This is a genomic window from Gordonia aichiensis, assembly GCF_039946255.1.
Classification (GTDB): domain Bacteria; phylum Actinomycetota; class Actinomycetes; order Mycobacteriales; family Mycobacteriaceae; genus Gordonia; species Gordonia aichiensis_A.
This window is the reverse complement of record NZ_JBCDWL010000001.1, coordinates 264,465-279,345: the sequence shown is the minus strand read 5'-3', so window position 1 is coordinate 279,345 and position 14,881 is coordinate 264,465. Positions and strand designations below refer to the sequence as shown.

Annotated in this window: 13 protein-coding genes; 6 read left to right on the top strand and 7 right to left on the bottom strand. The window is 69.3% G+C overall.

Features of this window, described 5'->3' with window-relative positions:
• Nucleotides 1-103: 103 nt before the first annotated feature.
• A complete protein-coding gene (locus tag AAFO60_RS01295; RefSeq protein ID WP_347954341.1) occupies nt 104-658 on the top strand; it encodes a LysM peptidoglycan-binding domain-containing protein in 555 nt (184 codons plus the stop codon).
• A 65-nt stretch (nt 659-723) separates the two neighbouring features.
• Nucleotides 724-1,173, top strand: a complete 450-nt coding sequence (gene nrdR, locus AAFO60_RS01290) for a transcriptional regulator NrdR (RefSeq protein ID WP_347954340.1) — start codon at nt 724-726, stop codon at nt 1,171-1,173.
• Between the two features lie 21 nt (nt 1,174-1,194).
• On the opposite strand, the gene hrpA is transcribed toward nrdR, so the two are convergent.
• A complete protein-coding gene (gene hrpA / locus AAFO60_RS01285) occupies nt 1,195-4,932 on the bottom strand; it encodes an ATP-dependent RNA helicase HrpA (protein WP_347954339.1) in 3,738 nt (1,245 codons plus the stop codon).
• 56 nt (nt 4,933-4,988) lie between these two features.
• Nucleotides 4,989-5,567: a TetR/AcrR family transcriptional regulator gene (locus tag AAFO60_RS01280; protein ID WP_347954338.1), complete on the bottom strand. Its 579-nt coding sequence runs from the start codon at nt 5,565-5,567 to the stop codon at nt 4,989-4,991.
• A 77-nt stretch (nt 5,568-5,644) separates the two neighbouring features.
• Between AAFO60_RS01280 and AAFO60_RS01275 the strand changes: the two genes are divergently transcribed.
• Nucleotides 5,645-6,325: a DUF899 family protein gene (locus AAFO60_RS01275; protein WP_347954337.1), complete on the top strand. Its 681-nt coding sequence runs from the start codon at nt 5,645-5,647 to the stop codon at nt 6,323-6,325.
• A gap of 340 nt (nt 6,326-6,665) precedes the next feature.
• Here AAFO60_RS01275 and AAFO60_RS01270 read toward each other — a convergent pair whose 3' ends face one another.
• Together AAFO60_RS01270 and AAFO60_RS01265 are read right to left on the bottom strand one after the other, a co-directional pair.
• Nucleotides 6,666-7,205, bottom strand: a complete 540-nt coding sequence (locus tag AAFO60_RS01270; RefSeq protein WP_347954336.1) for a carboxymuconolactone decarboxylase family protein — start codon at nt 7,203-7,205, stop codon at nt 6,666-6,668.
• Between the two features lie 52 nt (nt 7,206-7,257).
• Complete coding sequence (locus tag AAFO60_RS01265; protein ID WP_347954335.1) at nt 7,258-7,845, bottom strand: peroxiredoxin; 588 nt, start codon at nt 7,843-7,845, stop codon at nt 7,258-7,260.
• Between the two features lie 142 nt (nt 7,846-7,987).
• On the opposite strand from AAFO60_RS01265, the gene AAFO60_RS01260 reads away from it, so the two are divergent.
• The gene (locus AAFO60_RS01260; RefSeq protein WP_347954334.1) at nt 7,988-8,947 is read left to right on the top strand and encodes a hydrogen peroxide-inducible genes activator; all 960 of its coding nucleotides are present in this window, start codon (nt 7,988-7,990) and stop codon (nt 8,945-8,947) included.
• Here AAFO60_RS01260 and AAFO60_RS01255 read toward each other — a convergent pair.
• Together AAFO60_RS01255 and AAFO60_RS01250 are read right to left on the bottom strand one after the other, a co-directional pair.
• Nucleotides 8,931-11,045, bottom strand: coding sequence for a DEAD/DEAH box helicase (locus tag AAFO60_RS01255; RefSeq protein WP_347954638.1), 2,115 nt, complete (start codon nt 11,043-11,045; stop codon nt 8,931-8,933). The genes AAFO60_RS01260 and AAFO60_RS01255 overlap by 17 nt on opposite strands.
• A 36-nt stretch (nt 11,046-11,081) precedes the next feature.
• Nucleotides 11,082-12,053, bottom strand: a complete 972-nt coding sequence (locus AAFO60_RS01250; RefSeq protein ID WP_347954333.1) for a proteasome assembly chaperone family protein — start codon at nt 12,051-12,053, stop codon at nt 11,082-11,084.
• A 115-nt stretch (nt 12,054-12,168) separates the two neighbouring features.
• Between AAFO60_RS01250 and AAFO60_RS01245 the strand changes: the two genes are divergently transcribed.
• Both AAFO60_RS01245 and AAFO60_RS01240 read left to right on the top strand, forming a co-directional pair.
• Nucleotides 12,169-12,837 (top strand): hypothetical protein, encoded by a 669-nt coding sequence (locus tag AAFO60_RS01245; RefSeq protein WP_347954332.1) that lies wholly within the window; start codon nt 12,169-12,171, stop codon nt 12,835-12,837.
• Between the two features lie 102 nt (nt 12,838-12,939).
• Complete coding sequence (locus AAFO60_RS01240; protein ID WP_347954331.1) at nt 12,940-14,049, top strand: DUF4192 domain-containing protein; 1,110 nt, start codon at nt 12,940-12,942, stop codon at nt 14,047-14,049.
• An 83-nt stretch (nt 14,050-14,132) separates the two neighbouring features.
• Here AAFO60_RS01240 and AAFO60_RS01235 read toward each other — a convergent pair whose 3' ends face one another.
• On the bottom strand, nt 14,133-14,813 hold the full coding sequence (locus tag AAFO60_RS01235; RefSeq protein WP_347954330.1) for a metal-dependent transcriptional regulator: 681 nt from the start codon (nt 14,811-14,813) through the stop codon (nt 14,133-14,135).
• Nucleotides 14,814-14,881 lie beyond the last annotated feature (68 nt).

Below are 14,881 nucleotides of genomic sequence, written 5' to 3'. Positions count from 1 at the left end.
CAAAACTCAAACAATTGTTCGACGGGTGTCGGCGGTTGTCGGAGGGGTGGTGTTTACTGTCGAACATCAGTTCTTCGAACATCCGATCGATTGGAGTCGAGTGATGGGTACCAAGACAGCGACCGCCCCGGCCGAGCGCCTTCCGTCCCATCGTCAACCGCAGTCGCGGGTCTACCTGACCCGCGATCTTCCGGTCTGTTTTCCGAGCGGCAGACCGGAGCGGCGAGGTCGGGCGGCGCTGCCGGCGGCCGAGCGCAGCCGACTGTGCTCGGAGGCCGTGTCGGCGTTCGAGGAACATCCAGTCTTCGGGGAACATCCAGACTTCGAGGAGTACCGCCTCCTCGAACAGGCACGCCATGCGGCCGCGGTCCGTCGCCGCCGACGCTGGGGAGCCTTCGCGGTCGGTGGGACCCTCGCCGCGGTGGTCTGGGTGCTGGCCCTGGTGGGCGCAGGCTACGAGGATGCGATGACGCCGGCGACACCGTCGTCGACGCAAGTGGTGTACGTGCGCGCCGGCGAATCGCTGTCGAGTCTGGCGCAGCGGCTCGCTCCCGATCTGCCGCCCGCCGGGGTCATCAGCCAACTGCGGGAGATCAACGGACTGCAGACCTCGGGATTGACTGTCGGACAGGCGCTCATCGCACCGCGATACCGATGAACGTCGGCCGATCTGCCCGGGTGCTGCCCGCCGGGGAGTGGCCGGCCGCCAGGTATTCTGATGCCATGCGCTGCCCGTTCTGCAAGAACGACGACACCCGTGTGGTCGATTCCCGAGTCGCCGATGACGGCCAGGCGATTCGTCGTCGCCGGTCGTGCAGTGAGTGCGGCCGCCGCTTCACCACGGTCGAGTCGGCGGTGCTGTCGGTGCTCAAGCGAAACGGCATCTCCGAACCGTTCAGCCGGGAGAAGGTGATGAAGGGCGTGCGCCGCGCGTGCCAGGGCAGGCACATCGACGAGGACGCCCTCGCCAAGCTGGCGGTCCAGGTGGAGAACACCGTGCGTTCGTCCGGCTCGGCGGAGATCCCGAGCAACGAGGTCGGGCTGGCGATCCTGGGACCGCTTCGCGAGCTGGACGAGGTCGGCTACCTCCGCTTCGCCTCCGTCTACCGCTCGTTCGAGTGCGCCGACGACTTCCAGCGAGAGATCGACGAACTGCGCCGCGACCGCCGCTGACGCGATCGGGAGCCCGCCGGCTCAGAACTTGTCGATCGCCTTCACGATGCGCTGCTCGGAGACCGAGCGGCTGGTGCCCAACTGCTGTGCGAACAGGCTGACCCGCAGTTCTTCGAGCTGCCACTGAACCATCTCGGCGAGGTCGTCGTGGCGTGATTCGGGGAGCTGGGCGATGCGCCTGTTCCACGCCGCGATGACACGGTCGACGGCGGCCATGGCGTCGTTGTCGCGCCGACCGCTCTGCGGCAGGTTCTCCAACCGGAGCCGGGCGGCGGTGAGATAGCGGGGCAGCGATCGCAGGTGCTCCAGGGCGGTCAGGCCGACGAAGCCGTCGAAGATCAAGTTCGCGAGCTGATCGGCGACGTCGTCGGCCGCGAGGGTTCCGGTCCGCAGCTCGATCGCCCGGCGGACCGGCGAGTACTCGGCGAGTGCGGCGACCGCCGCGGTGAAGTACTCCGGTGCCCGCGACCGGACGATCGGAGACAACCGAGCCGACAGTGCTTCGAAGTCGGCCGGGCTGCGCAGCTCGGCGAGACCCGTTTCGCGGGCGAGCGCATCGGTGATGGCTCGGGCCGTGCAGTCGGCGAGGAGCGCGTCGAGGTCGGGGTAAGGGCTCTGGCTGAGGGCGAGCCTGTTCGCGGGCGGCAGAGCGGAGGCGAGCTTGCGGCTCGCCGGAGCGATGTGCCTGCGAAGCAGTTCGGCGGCGCCGGCGCAGATGCCGGCGTCGCGTTCGGCGACCGTGGCGGCGACCGCGACCCGCACTCCGCGGCCCGGCACGACCGCGAGGGTCGGGTAGCGAGTGATCTGCTGTCCGGCGACCGTCGCGGTCTCGGAGTCGGGGAGGGTGCCGAGGCCGTCCGCGGTCCAGCGATCGTGAACCGGCGCCTGCGTTCGGGGTCCGGCGCCGCCGAGCTGGTCGCGCAGATGGGCCAGTCGATCGCCGCGGGCGATCACCGCGCCCTTGGCGTCGGTGACGGCGAAATGCATGCGCAGGTGATCGGGCAGCGCCGACGATCGGAAATCGCGCGGCGTCAACGTGATTCCGGAGATCTGCGACAGTTCGCGGGCCAGGCCGGTCAGCAGCGGTTCGCTGCGGGCGGTCAGTCGGCTCAGCGCCAGCGCCGCGTAGCGCGAGGCGGGCGACATCGACTTGCGCAGGCCCTTGGGCAGCGACTTGATCAGCGCGGTGGCCAGTTCGGCGCGCATGCCCGGCACCAGCCAATCGAAGCCGGCATCGCGCACGTGAGGCAGCAGCGGTTGCGGAATGACGACGGTGACGCCGTCGTCGGGGGCGCCGGGCGAGAAGTTGTAGCGCAGCTCCAGCCGTGTCTCGCCCTGCTGCCACGCGGTCGGGAAGTCGGCCGCCGTCGGCGCGTCGTCGGCCCGGAGGTCTTCGGGTCGCAGGTTCAGTAGTGTCGGGTCGGTGCGGCCGGCCTTCTTCCACCAGGAATCGAAGTGCCTGGTCGAGACCACGTTCGCCGGGATCCGCTCGGCGTAGAACTCGAACAGGTCCTCATCGGACAGGCGCAGATCGCGGCGGCGGGCGCGGTGCTCGGTCTCTTCGGCATCGCGGAGCAGCTCGGCGTTGTGGGCGGCGAAGGCGTGCCGATTGCGCCAGCGGGCGGCGACCAGGGCCTCCTGGATGAAGATCTCGCGGGAGGTCTTCGGGTCGATCGGTCCGTAGTTGACGCGCCGCTGCTCGACCAGCGGGACACCGTAGAGGCTGACCTTCTCATACGCCATCACCGCGCCGCGGCGGGTGGACCAGTGCGGCTCGGAGTACGTCCGGGTCACCAGCTCTCCGGCGACCTGTTCGACGGTGGCCGGATCGACGGAGGCGACGGTGTGCGCGAACAGGCGAGAGGTCTCCACCAACTCGGCGGCGACCACGAACGCGGGCGGCTTCCCCGAGAGGAAGGAGCCGGGGAAGATCGCGAACCGGGTGCCGCGCGTACCCAGGTAGTCGCGGGTATCTCCTTGGCGAGCACCGACATTGGTGAGCAGACCGGTCAGGACGCTGCGGTGGACGGCGGCCGCGTCGACGCTCGTCTCGGGGGTCTGCCATTTGAGATCGCGGACGGTTCGAGTCAGTTGGCGGTGCAGGTCGAGCCATTCGCGGATGCGCAGATAGTGCAGGAACTCGCGTTCGCACATCTTGCGGAACTGGTTGCCCGACAGCTCGTCGCGCTTCTCGGCGAGGTACTGCCACAGCTTGATCTGCCCGAGGAACTCCGAGCCGGGCACCGCATGCCTGCGGTGTGCGGTGGTGGCGGCGTCCCTCTTGTCGGTCGGGAACTCGCGGACGTCGGGCAGGGCGAGGGCGGCGGCGATCACCAGCGTGTGATCGAGACAGCCGTTGTCGTGCCCGGCGATGAGGATCCGACCCAGCCGCGGGTCGACGGGCAGGCGCGCCAGCTCCTTGCCGATCTTCGTCAGTCGGGCGGTGGCCGAATCGGTGTCGGTGACCGCGCCCAGCTCCGACAGCAGCGACATGCCGTCGCGGATCGCACGCGGATCCGGCGCCTGCACGAACGGGAACTCGGCGATGTCGCCGAGGCGCAGCGAGAGCATCGACAGGATGACCGCCGCCAGGTTGCTGCGCAGGATCTCCGGGTCGGTGTACTCGGGCCGGGCGTCGAAGTCGTCCTCGGAGTACAGCCGGATGCAGATGCCGGGAGCGACGCGACCGCATCGACCCGCACGCTGCCGGGCGCTGGCCTGCGAGACGCGCTCGACGGGCAGGCGGGTGACCTTGGTGCGGGTCGAGTAGCGCGAGATGCGCGCGGTCCCCGCGTCGATCACGTAGCGGATGCCCGGCACGGTCAGCGAGGTCTCGGCGACGTTGGTCGCCAGCACGATCCGCCGACCGTTCGACGGCGCGAAGACCCGCTGCTGCTCGGCGACCGAGAGGCGCGCGAACAGCGGGACGATGTCGGCGTCGCTGCGCCGACGCAGCGCGTCGGCGGTGTCGCGGATGTCGCGTTCGGTGGGCAGGAAGACGAGGATGTCGCCGCGGGCGTGCGACCACAGTTCGCCGACCGCGGCGTCGATGGCGGCGATCTGGTCGAGGTCGTCGTGGTCGGAGTCGGCGTCCTCCCTCGGCCGGTAGCGGATCTCGACCGGGTAGGTGCGCCCGGAGACCTCCAGGATGGGCACCTCGTCATCCGGTCCGGCGAAGTGCCGGGCGAACCGGTCGGGTTCGATCGTCGCCGAGGTGATGATGATCTTCAGATCCGGCCGACGCGGCAGCAACTGCTTGAGATAGCCGAGCAGGAAGTCGATGTTGAGGCTGCGTTCGTGCGCCTCGTCGATGATGATCGTGTCGTACCCGCGCAGCATCGGGTCGCGGCCGATCTCCCGCAGCAGGATGCCGTCGGTCATCACCTTGACCAGCGTGTTCTTGCCGACCTTGTCGGAGAAGCGGACCTGGTGGCCGACGGCCCCGCCGACGTCGGTGCCCAGTTCGTCGGCGATCCGCTTGGCGACCGAGGTGGCCGCGATCCGGCGCGGCTGGGTGTGGCCGATCGAGGTGCGCCCCAGCTCCAGGCAGATCTTCGGCAGCTGGGTGGTCTTGCCCGAACCGGTCTCGCCCGCGATCACCACGACCTGGTGTGCGCTGATCGCGGCGGCGATCTCGTCGCGGCATGCGCTGACCGGAAGCTCCGGCGGATACGTGATGGTCAGCGACAGGGACGGGGTCGGGGTCGACGGGGCGGCCGGTGACGAGGGGGCGGCCGGTGACGAGAGCGGGGAAGACATGATGACTCCGAGTCTACGGTGGACGAGAATGCAGCAGTGACCGGCGAGGCCGCCGACTACTCGGCGCAGATGCCGCGGATGATCGCGTCGACGGTGGCTTCGGCGTGCGACCACAGCTCGCCGCGGTCGATCGCCTGAAGCGGGCCCCGCAGAGCGAGTTCGGCGAAGCCGTGGACCGCCGACCAGCACGCCCACTGCGCCGAGCCGCGACGGTCGGCGGGGAGCGCGCCGCTGTGAACCAGCAGATCCAGGCTCGTCGTCAGGGCGCGGAAGGGAGGCGTGGCGGCCAGCGTCTCGCCACTGGGCGCTCCGGTTCCGAAGAACGACACCGAGAACCATCCGGGCTCGGTCAGCGCGAAGGCGATGTAACCGAGTCCGACGGCGCGGAGTCGCTCGTGAGGGCCGAGTCCGCGATCGGTCATGGCCATCGCGTCCGCCATCCGCTGCTGGATCGCCCCCGACACCGCTTCGAGGAGTGCGAGCCGGTCGGGGAAGTGGCGGTAGGCCGCATTCGGTGACACTCCGACCGCTCGAGTCGCCGACCGGATGGTGAGTGCGTCGGGACCGCCGGTTCGGGTCGCTTCCAGTCCGGCTTCGACGAGGGCGCGCGCCAGATCGCCATGGTGGTATGCCACTGCTCATTGCCTCGGGGTCCGATTATGTATACGCTGTGAACATAGCAGATGCGGACGATGTGAACATGGAGGTTGACATGACTGCACTGCCTCCGGTCGTAGACCGGACCACCTGGCAGCACGATCTGGACGAGCTGCGTATCCGGGAGAAGGCGGCGACCCGCGAACTCGATGCGATCGCCGCGCAACGAAGACGAATGCCCGCGGTCAAGTTGCCGGAGTACCGTCTGACCGCCGAGGGCGGCACCGAGCTGTCGTTGGCCGACGTCTTCGACGGTCGGTCCCAGCTGATCGTCTACAACCACATGTGGACCGACGGAAACGACTGGCAGTGCCTGGGGTGCACCGGGTTCACGTCACAGTTCACCAGGCTCGACGCGCTCGATGCGTGGGACGCGCGCTTCGTGATCGTGAGCAACGGGCCGATCGACGAACTGGTCGCCTACAAGCACCGACTCGGCAATCAGATGACGTGGTACTCGTGCGCGGGATCGTCGTTCGGGGCGGACGTGGGATCGCCGCCCGGCGGTGGATTCGCGCTGAACACCTTCCTGCGCGACGGCGAGGACGTCTACCACTGCTGGCAGACGTTCAGCCGGGGGATCGAACAGGTGAGTCCGCTCTTCGGACTGCTCGACACTCTGCCGTACGGCAGGCAGGAGGTGTGGCAGGACGGTCCGGACGGATGGCCGCAGTTCCCGACCTATTCGAAGTGGGCGACGAGTCAGCAGCTCGCCGCCCTGTACGGCAAGCGCTGAAATTCCGTTGCGACCCGCCGACCGCCCGGCGTAGCGTTCGAGGCGTCAAGGGAAAGGAGGTGGTCCGAGAAATGGTGAATTTCAGGACTGAGGAGGTGGCCGCCGTCTGACTGGCAGATTCTGTCAGGCGATGGTCGCCCACCTGAAGTGACGGCAGGCCCCGAGCCGGCGTGAAGTCCACGCGCTCGGGGCCTGTCCGTGTTCGGCTCGTGCCCGCCCTTGGTGTCCGCACGGGTGCCGGACGCCGAAGTGCCCCCACCGGAAACCGGTGGGGGCACTTCAGTTCTGGGCTGCAGAGATCACGCTGCAGGGACAGGCCCTGCAAAGCCGGCGTGGGTCGCTAGACGCTCGCGCCGGCCAGGGCCTCGGCGGCCGCGATGGCCTGGCCGACGCCCGCGACGATCGAGGCGACCTTGAGGGCCTCGAACACGACGTCGCGGTCCTGGCCGCCCTCGCGGACGACGTTCTCGTGCGCGCCGACGCAGTGCTCGCAGCCGTTCATCGCCGATACCGCCAGCGACCACAGCTCGAAGTTCACCTTGTCCACGCCGGGGTTGCCGATGATGTTCATCCGCAGGCCGGGGCGCAGGTCGTCGTACTTGCCGTCCAGGAAGCCGCGTCCACGGTAGAACACGTTGTTCATGCCCATGATGGAGGCGGCGCCGAGAGCGGCGTTGTACGCCTCCGCCGACAGGTTGTCGGCGGCCTCGTCGGCGATCTCACGCAGGACCGTGGCGTTGCGGGTGGCTGCGGCGGTGGCCAGCAGGCTGCCCCACAGCTGCTCCTCGTTCAGCACGGTGGTGCGGCTGATCGAGGACAGGTTCAGCTTCAGGTCCTTGGCGTACTCGGGGAGTGCGTTCTTCAGGTTGTCGATGCTCATGTGAGCGAATCCCTTCGAGTTGAGGTGGCGACTGGCGGAGCGGGGCTCCGGGTCAGACGCCCGCGGTCATCAGCTCGCCGGCGTTGATGGTCGGGTCGCCCTTCTTCCAGTTGCAGGCGCACAGCTCGTCCGACTGGAGAGCGTCGAGGACGCGCAGGACCTCGTCGACGTTGCGGCCGACCGAACCGGCGGTCACCGAGACGAACTGGATCTCGTTGTTCGGGTCGATGATGAAGGTGGCGCGATCGGCGACACCGTCGGCGTTCAGGACGCCGGCTGCCTCGGCGAGCTCACGCTTGAGGTCCGAGAGCATCGGGAAGGGGAGGGTCTTGAGGTCCTCGTGCTGGGCACGCCACTGGAAGTGGACGAACTCGTTGTCGACCGAGGCGCCGAGCACCTGGGCGTCACGATCGGCGAACTCGTCGTTCAGCTTGCCGAAGGCGGCGATCTCGGTGGGGCACACGAAGGTGAAGTCCTTCGGCCAGAAGAAGACGACGCGCCACTTGCCCGCGTAGTCGTCGCTGGTGACGGTGGTGAAGTAGTCGTCGGGCTGCTGGGCGTCGACCTTCGACAGGTCGCCGCCGATGACAGCGGTGAGGTTGTATGCCGGGAACTGGTCGCCGATGGTCAGCAGAGCCATGAGATGTACTCCTTCAATTCGGGGTCATGTTGCGAGAGAAAAGAATTCGGGCTGGGGGACGATCGGTTCCCCGCCTGCAACATCTATGGTGCCCCATCCCCAATGAAAAGTAAAGGTGATGGTAGGCACTATATTGATAGGCATGACCGATCAAAGTTATCAGCCGCCCATCACCGCGCTGCGCGCCTTCGTCGCCGTGGCCAAGCACCTGCACTTCGGCTCGGCCGCGGCCGAGCTCGGGGTCAGCCAGCCCTCGCTGTCGCAGTCGCTCGCCGGCTTGGAGGCGGGGCTGGGCCTCAAGCTCGTCGAGCGCACCACCCGCCGGGTGATGCTCACCGCCGAGGGGCGCCGACTGCTCGGTTCGGCGATCGCGGTGTGCGACACCGTCGACGACTTCCTGCTCGACGCCGCGGGCGACCTCGACCCGCTGTCGGGGACGCTGCGGCTCGGCTTGATCCCGACCATCGCGCCATACATCCTGCCGCGCCTCCTGCACGGCCTGGCCGAGCGCCGACCGATGCTCGATCTGCTGGTCGTCGAAGACCAGACCGACCGCCTCCTGGGGCAGCTGCGCGACGGCGCGCTCGACGCCGCGGTGCTGGCCCTGCCCGCGGGAGCGCCCGGGATCGGGGAGATCCCCATGTACCGGGAGGACTTCGTTCTCGCACTGCCGCAAGGACATCCGCTCGCCGGCCGCAAGAGCCTGGCGCCGAAGACGCTCGAAGACCTGCCGCTGCTGCTGCTCGACGAAGGCCACTGCCTGCGCGATCAGGCGCTGGAGGTGTGCCAGCTCGCGGGCGTCTCACCCGACGTGCGTCAGACGCGTGCGGCGTCGCTCACCACGGCGGTGCAGTGCGTGGAGGGCGGGCTCGGCGTGACGCTCATCCCGCGGACCTCGGTGGCGGTGGAGACTGCAGCCGGGTCGCTGACCACCGCCGAGTTCGCCAAGCCGAGCCCGGGGCGTCGCATCGGCCTGGTGTACCGCGAGTCGTCCGGGCGCGGTGAGGCCTACCGGATGCTGGCCGCCGACATCGCCGAGCTGGTCGCGGCGAGCGGGGCGGTCGAGCGAGAGGGGCCCGGCGACGCTACGCCTGCGCCGTGAGCGCTTCCCATTCGTCGATCAGACTGGAGTCGACGCCGCGGATGAGGTCGCCGAGCTCATCGGTGATGTCCTCGATCTCGTCGGTGACCGCGGACATCGGCAGCCCGCTGTTCAGCGCGCGGTAGCAGTCGGTCAGGTAGCGGAGCACGACGCCCTCGCTGCGGGCCAGGCCGAGGTCGGAGACGAACTCGGCGAAGGTCATCGACCGCTCACGCATGTACCGCAGCACCGACTTGGGTGAGGGCGGGGTGTTCGCCAACCACGGATGCCCGCGGCGGTAGGTCTCGTAGGCGAACCCGATCTCCTCGGCCAAAGGCTGCGGCCAGGTGATCTCCTCGAGCCGCTCCATCCGCTCCTCGTACTCGATGCCGTCGGCCTTCATCTCGGCGATCGCGGCGTCGCGCGCCTGCTTGCGCTGCGCCATGAGGACCTGTCGGGGGTCGTCGAGGGTGCATTCGAGGATCGAGATCACATCGAGCGCGTACGTGTCGGAGTCGCGGTCGAGCAGTTCGAAGGCGGCGACGGCGAACGCCGACAGCGGATTGGTGAGCGCGAAGTTCTCCGGCAGGTCGATCGACAACTCGACGTGCTTGCCGTCGGGCGCCGGCCGGTCGAGCTTGGTAACGATCCCGGTCTCGCACAGGTCGCGGTACAGGGCGATGGTGTGCTTGATGTGCCGCAGCTGCCGCGCGCGCGGCTCATGATTGGACTCGAGCAGGTGCCGCAGGGCGGCGAAGCAGTCGCCGGGGCGCTCGAGGACCTCCATGAGCATCGAGGTGGTGATCCGGAAGTGCGACTTCAGCTCCTCGTCGGGCGCGTCGATCAGCGTGGTGAAGGTCTGCTCACCCCAGCTGACGAATCCTTCGGGAGCCTTGCGCCGCACAATCTTTCGGAGCTTCTTCGGGTCGTCGCCGGCCTTCGACAGGGCGCGGGCGTTCTCCACGTCGTGCTCGGGAGCCTGGGCGACGACGTAGCCGACGGTGTCGTAGCCCGCGCGTCCGGCGCGGCCGGCGATCTGGTGGAACTCGCGGGCCCGGAGCCGGCGGACCCGGTGGCCGTCGTACTTGGTCAGGCCCGCGAACAGCACGGTGCGGATGGGCACGTTGATGCCGACGCCGAGGGTGTCGGTGCCCGCGACCACCTTCAGCAGGCCCGCCTGGGCCAGGCGTTCGACGAGTCGGCGGTAGCGGGGGAGCATGCCTGCGTGGTGCACGCCGATGCCCGAGCGCAACAGCTTCGACAGGGTCGCGCCGAAACCGGTGCGGAAGGTGAAGTCGCCGATCGCCTCGGCGATCGCCGCCTTCTCCTCCTTGGTGCAGATCTTCACCGACATCAGCGCCTGCGCGCGCTCGACGGCCTGCTGCTGGGTGAAGTGCACCACGTACACCGGCGCCTGCCCGACCTCGATCAGCTCGGCGATCGTCTCGTGGATGGGCGTCATCGCGTAGCGGTGCTCCAGCGGGACCGGTCGTTGCGCGCCGGTCACCGGCACCGTGGTGCGGCCGGTGCGCCGGGTCAGGTCGTCGACGAAGAAGTCCATGCTGCCGAGGGTCGCCGACATCAGCAGGAACTGGGGTTGCGAGTCGATCGGCGCATCGGGGGCGGAGTTCGGCAGTTCGATCAGCGGCACCTGCCAGGCCCAACCGCGATCGGACTCGCCGTAGTAGTGGAACTCGTCGGCGACGAGCACCCCGACGTCGGAGTCCGATCCGTCCCGCAGGGCGATGTTCGCGACGATCTCGGCGGTCGCGCAGACGATCGGCGCGTCCGCGTTCACCGAGGCGTCTCCGGTCAGCAGCCCCACGTTGGCCGCGCCGAACTGCTCGCACAGGTCGAAGAACTTCTCGCTGACCAGCGCCTTGATCGGCGCGGTGTAGTAGGCGCGCTTGCCGCGGCCCAGCGCGAAGTAGATGGCACCGGAGGCCACCAGCGACTTCCCCGATCCGGTGGGTGTGGCGAGGATGACGTTGCTGCCGGACACCAGCTCCAGGAGCGCCTCCTCCTGATGCGGATACAGGTCGATCCCGCGGGACGCCCACCACGTCGTGAACGTCTCGAATGCGAGGTCCTCGTCAGTGGTGGGCGTCAGCGGCGACAGTTCGCCAGGTCTCTCCTCCGGAGCGGTCAGGTCGGTTCACTCCCCGTGGTGATCGTCGTCGGACTGGTCGGGCCGGTCGGCCTGCGCGGCGTGCTCGGCCAGGAACTTCTCGAACTCGGCACCCAGTTCCTCACCGGACGGGACCTCCTGGTCGGCCGCGAGCAGCGAGACCTGTTCGTCCTTGGCTCGCATGTAGGCGTCGTACTGGTTCTCCAGCGAAGCGACGACCGAGGCCACCTCGGTGTTCGACGCGACCTCGCCGTCGATCTGCTCGCGCATCTGCTCGGCGGCGTTCTCCAACGCGGCGACCGGCAGATCCAGGCCGGTGACCTGGGAGATCGCATGCAACAGGGCCGCCGAGGCGCTCGGATAGTTGGCCTGGGCGAGATAGTGCGGCACGTGCGCCGACAGCCCGGCCGTGTGGTAACCCGCCTCGCCCAGACGCAGTTCGAGCAGCATCGACACGCTCGCCGGCAGCTTCATCGGGTTGCCCCAGCGATTGAGGTCGCCGAGCGCCGCCGCGTCGTTGCCGTGCGCGGTGATCGACGCCGGCCGCGTGTGCGGCACCGCCATCGGGATCGAATTGAGGCCGACGACCTGCGAGACGTCGAACCGCTCGGCCAGTCGGATGATGGCGGCGGTGAACTGCTCCCAGCGCAGATCGGGCTCGGGGCCGTCGAGCAGCAGGAAGGGCACCCCCGCGTTGTCGCGGACCGCATGCACGGTCAGCTTGTGCATGTCGATGCCGTCGAACTCCTCGCCGCTGAACGAGATCGTCGGGCGACGGGACCGGTAGTCGATCAGCTCGTCGGCGTCGAAGGTGGCGACCAACTCGGAGTCGAGCGCCTCGCGCAGGTGGGTCGCCGCGAGGGCGACCGCATGGCCGGCATCGGCGTAGCCCTCGAGGGCATGGATCAACACCGGTCCGTCGCCGTCGGCGCCGGCCACGGCGGGTGACGGGAACTCGAGATCGTAGAGGTGGCGCGAGTCCGGTGACCGCTCGTCCATGGTCTCTCCCTTCGATGTGACTCTTCATTGTCCCGTACGGAACTCTCCTGGTTCAACAGGGGCACCCGGCGGGTCATTCCCGCGCCGCCGACTCGCGGATGGCACAGTGGACAGGGTGCGAGTAGTCACCGGAGTGAAGGTCGTGGCGGCAGTGGCGGTCGTGGTCGCTGCGGCCGCGTGTTCGGTACCGGGGGAGGCGGTCCGACCGGTCGACCTGTCGGCGAAGGCCGCACCCGCGGCGGCCTTCCCGTACGGACCCGGCCAGGCCATCGGATCGGCCCAGGTCGCGGGCCTTCTCGCCGATCTCACCTTCCGGCCCCTGCGGGGCGAGAACGATCCGGCCGACTGCACGCCGGCCCCGGTCGACACCGACACCGCCCAGGTGCGGGTGGGGCCCGGCGGTACGGCGCAGGGCACCCTCACCGCGGTCGTGGTCCGTACCGCCGAACCCTTCGACGACTTCCTCGGCCGGCTTCGCCGCTGCCCGACGTTCACTCTCGGCGGAACCGTCGGGACGACGGTGACCACCGAGGTCGCCGCCGCCGACGCGGCCGCGGGGACGGTGGAGATCGAGCGCCGGATCACGATGGGTCCGCCGCCGGCGACCGGCGGCACCCCGCCGCCACGGACGTCGGTGACCGAGTTCGTCGCCCAGCGCGGAAATCTGCGCGTCTACGTCCAGAACCGGCGCGCCGGCGACGGTGCGCTCGGCGCCGAGGAGATGACGGCGACCCGCGGCCTGTTCGACGCGGCGCGCGCGAGCGCCTTCCCGGCGGGCTCCTGACCCGAGACGTCGGGCCAGGCGAGATTGTGGATGAACACTCTCCTCGTCCACATTCGGCCGCCGGCCCTTCCGCGGCGGGGTCGGCGCGATCAGCCTGGGGACATGACGAACTCGCTGAGCCTTCCCGCAGACGGACACACCGACGGCCACCACGATCCGGACCGACTCCTCGCAGCGGTCCCGGGGCTGCTGGGCTTCGTGCCCGAGCATTCGATCGTGCTGCTGGTCTTTCGCGACGAACGGTCGGTGATGGCGACAATGCGCCACGATCTGGCGCTGACCGGTCGCGGTGCGGCGTCGGCCGGGATGCGGCAGCTGTTCGGCAGGCTCGGCTCGCTGGCCGCGTCGTACGGCTCGGTCGGCACCGTCGCGGTGATCGTCGACGACCGCTTCGCCCCCGACGACGCCCGGTACCGCCGGGTCGCCGAAGCGGCGGACCGCGCCTTCGAGCCGGCCGGCGGACTGTCGGCAGCCTTCGCGATGAACGAGGCGGCCGCCGGCGCGCGGTGGCACACGGTGTGGAGCCCCGACCCGGTGCGGGCCTCGCTGCCGTTTCCGGGGCCGATCCTGTCGACGGGGCTGCTCAGCGACCCGAACGCCTCACCGGTCGCACTCGAGCGCGCGGTCGCCTCGGGACGCCGGATCCTCGCGCGCCGGTCGGAGATGGCCGCTCTGCTGTCCCCGGAGGCGCACTGCGCGCAGACCGAGTGTCGCGAGGTGACCCCGGTGGCGGTCCGACATCCGCCGAATGCGACCGATGCGCGGGGACTGGCGGCGGTGCTCGCGGTCGTCGACCGCTTCGATCACGGTGACACCGAACTGACCTGCGCGGACCTCAACGTCGTCGCCGAAGCACTGGTGTCCGTGCATGTGCGCGATGCGCTGCTCGGGCTGGCGCTGACCGGTCTGCGCGGCACGGCCGAGGACCTGTGGCGCACCCTCGCGCGGCGCCTGCGGGGCCGGCCGCGCGCGGCCGCCGCGACGCTGCTCGGATACCTGCACTACATGGCGGGGGAAGGCGCGTACGCGGGCGTCGCGTTGCAGGTCGCCCTCGACGCCGACCCCGACTACAACCTGGCGAACCTGCTCGACACCGCGCTGGCGAACGGGATGCGGCCCCGAGAACTCGTCGGGCTGGCCGAGCTGGCCTTCGGGATCGCCGACCGGTTGGGCGCCGGTCTGCCGCCCGCGGTGTACGAGGCCGCGGGATAGCGCCCCGCCACACCGAAGGACCCCCGCCGGACAGCGTGTCCGGCGGGGGTCCTTCTCCGAGGGTGCGCTATGTCGCGGTGCGGCTACGTCTTGTGGACGAAGATCGCGTGCGAGATCTCCGACGACAGGGTCAGCCCGCTGTGGCCCGGGGTGGTGATGATGACCGCCTGCGGCGTCACCGTCACCGAGACGCGGGCGTTGGGCACCACGCCGGCCTGCCGGAGCTCGGAGATCAGTTCGGGGTCCGACTGTGCGTGCTCGGACATCCGCGCGATGATCACGGTGCTCTCGCCGTGCGGCAGATCGACGAGGCGGACCGCCTGGTCCTCGCGTGCCACGACGTCGATGCCCAGCAGATCGAGCCCGGGGATCGGGTTGCCGTACGGCGAGGTCGTCGGATTGTCCAGCACCGCGACGATGCGACGTTCGACGTTCTCGCTCATCACGTGCTCCCACCGGCACGCCTCGTCGTGGACCTCGTCCCACGGCAGGCCGATGATGTCCACCAGCAGCCGTTCGGCCAGCCGGTGCTTGCGCATCACCGACACGGCCAGATTGCGGCCCTTCTCGGTGAGTTCGAGGTGCCGGTCGCCCGCCACCCGCAGCAGCCCGTCGCGCTCCATCCGGGCCACCGTCTGAGAGACGGTCGGACCACTCTGTTCCAGTCGCTCGGCGATACGCGCGCGCAGCGGGATGATCCCCTCCTCTTCAAGGTCGTAGATCGTCCGCAGATACATCTCTGTGGTATCGACAAGATCGTTCACGAAGACTCAGTCCTTTCGCCTGCATCAAGGCTACCTGTAAGACCGTGACGCCGGGGCAGGCGATGCGG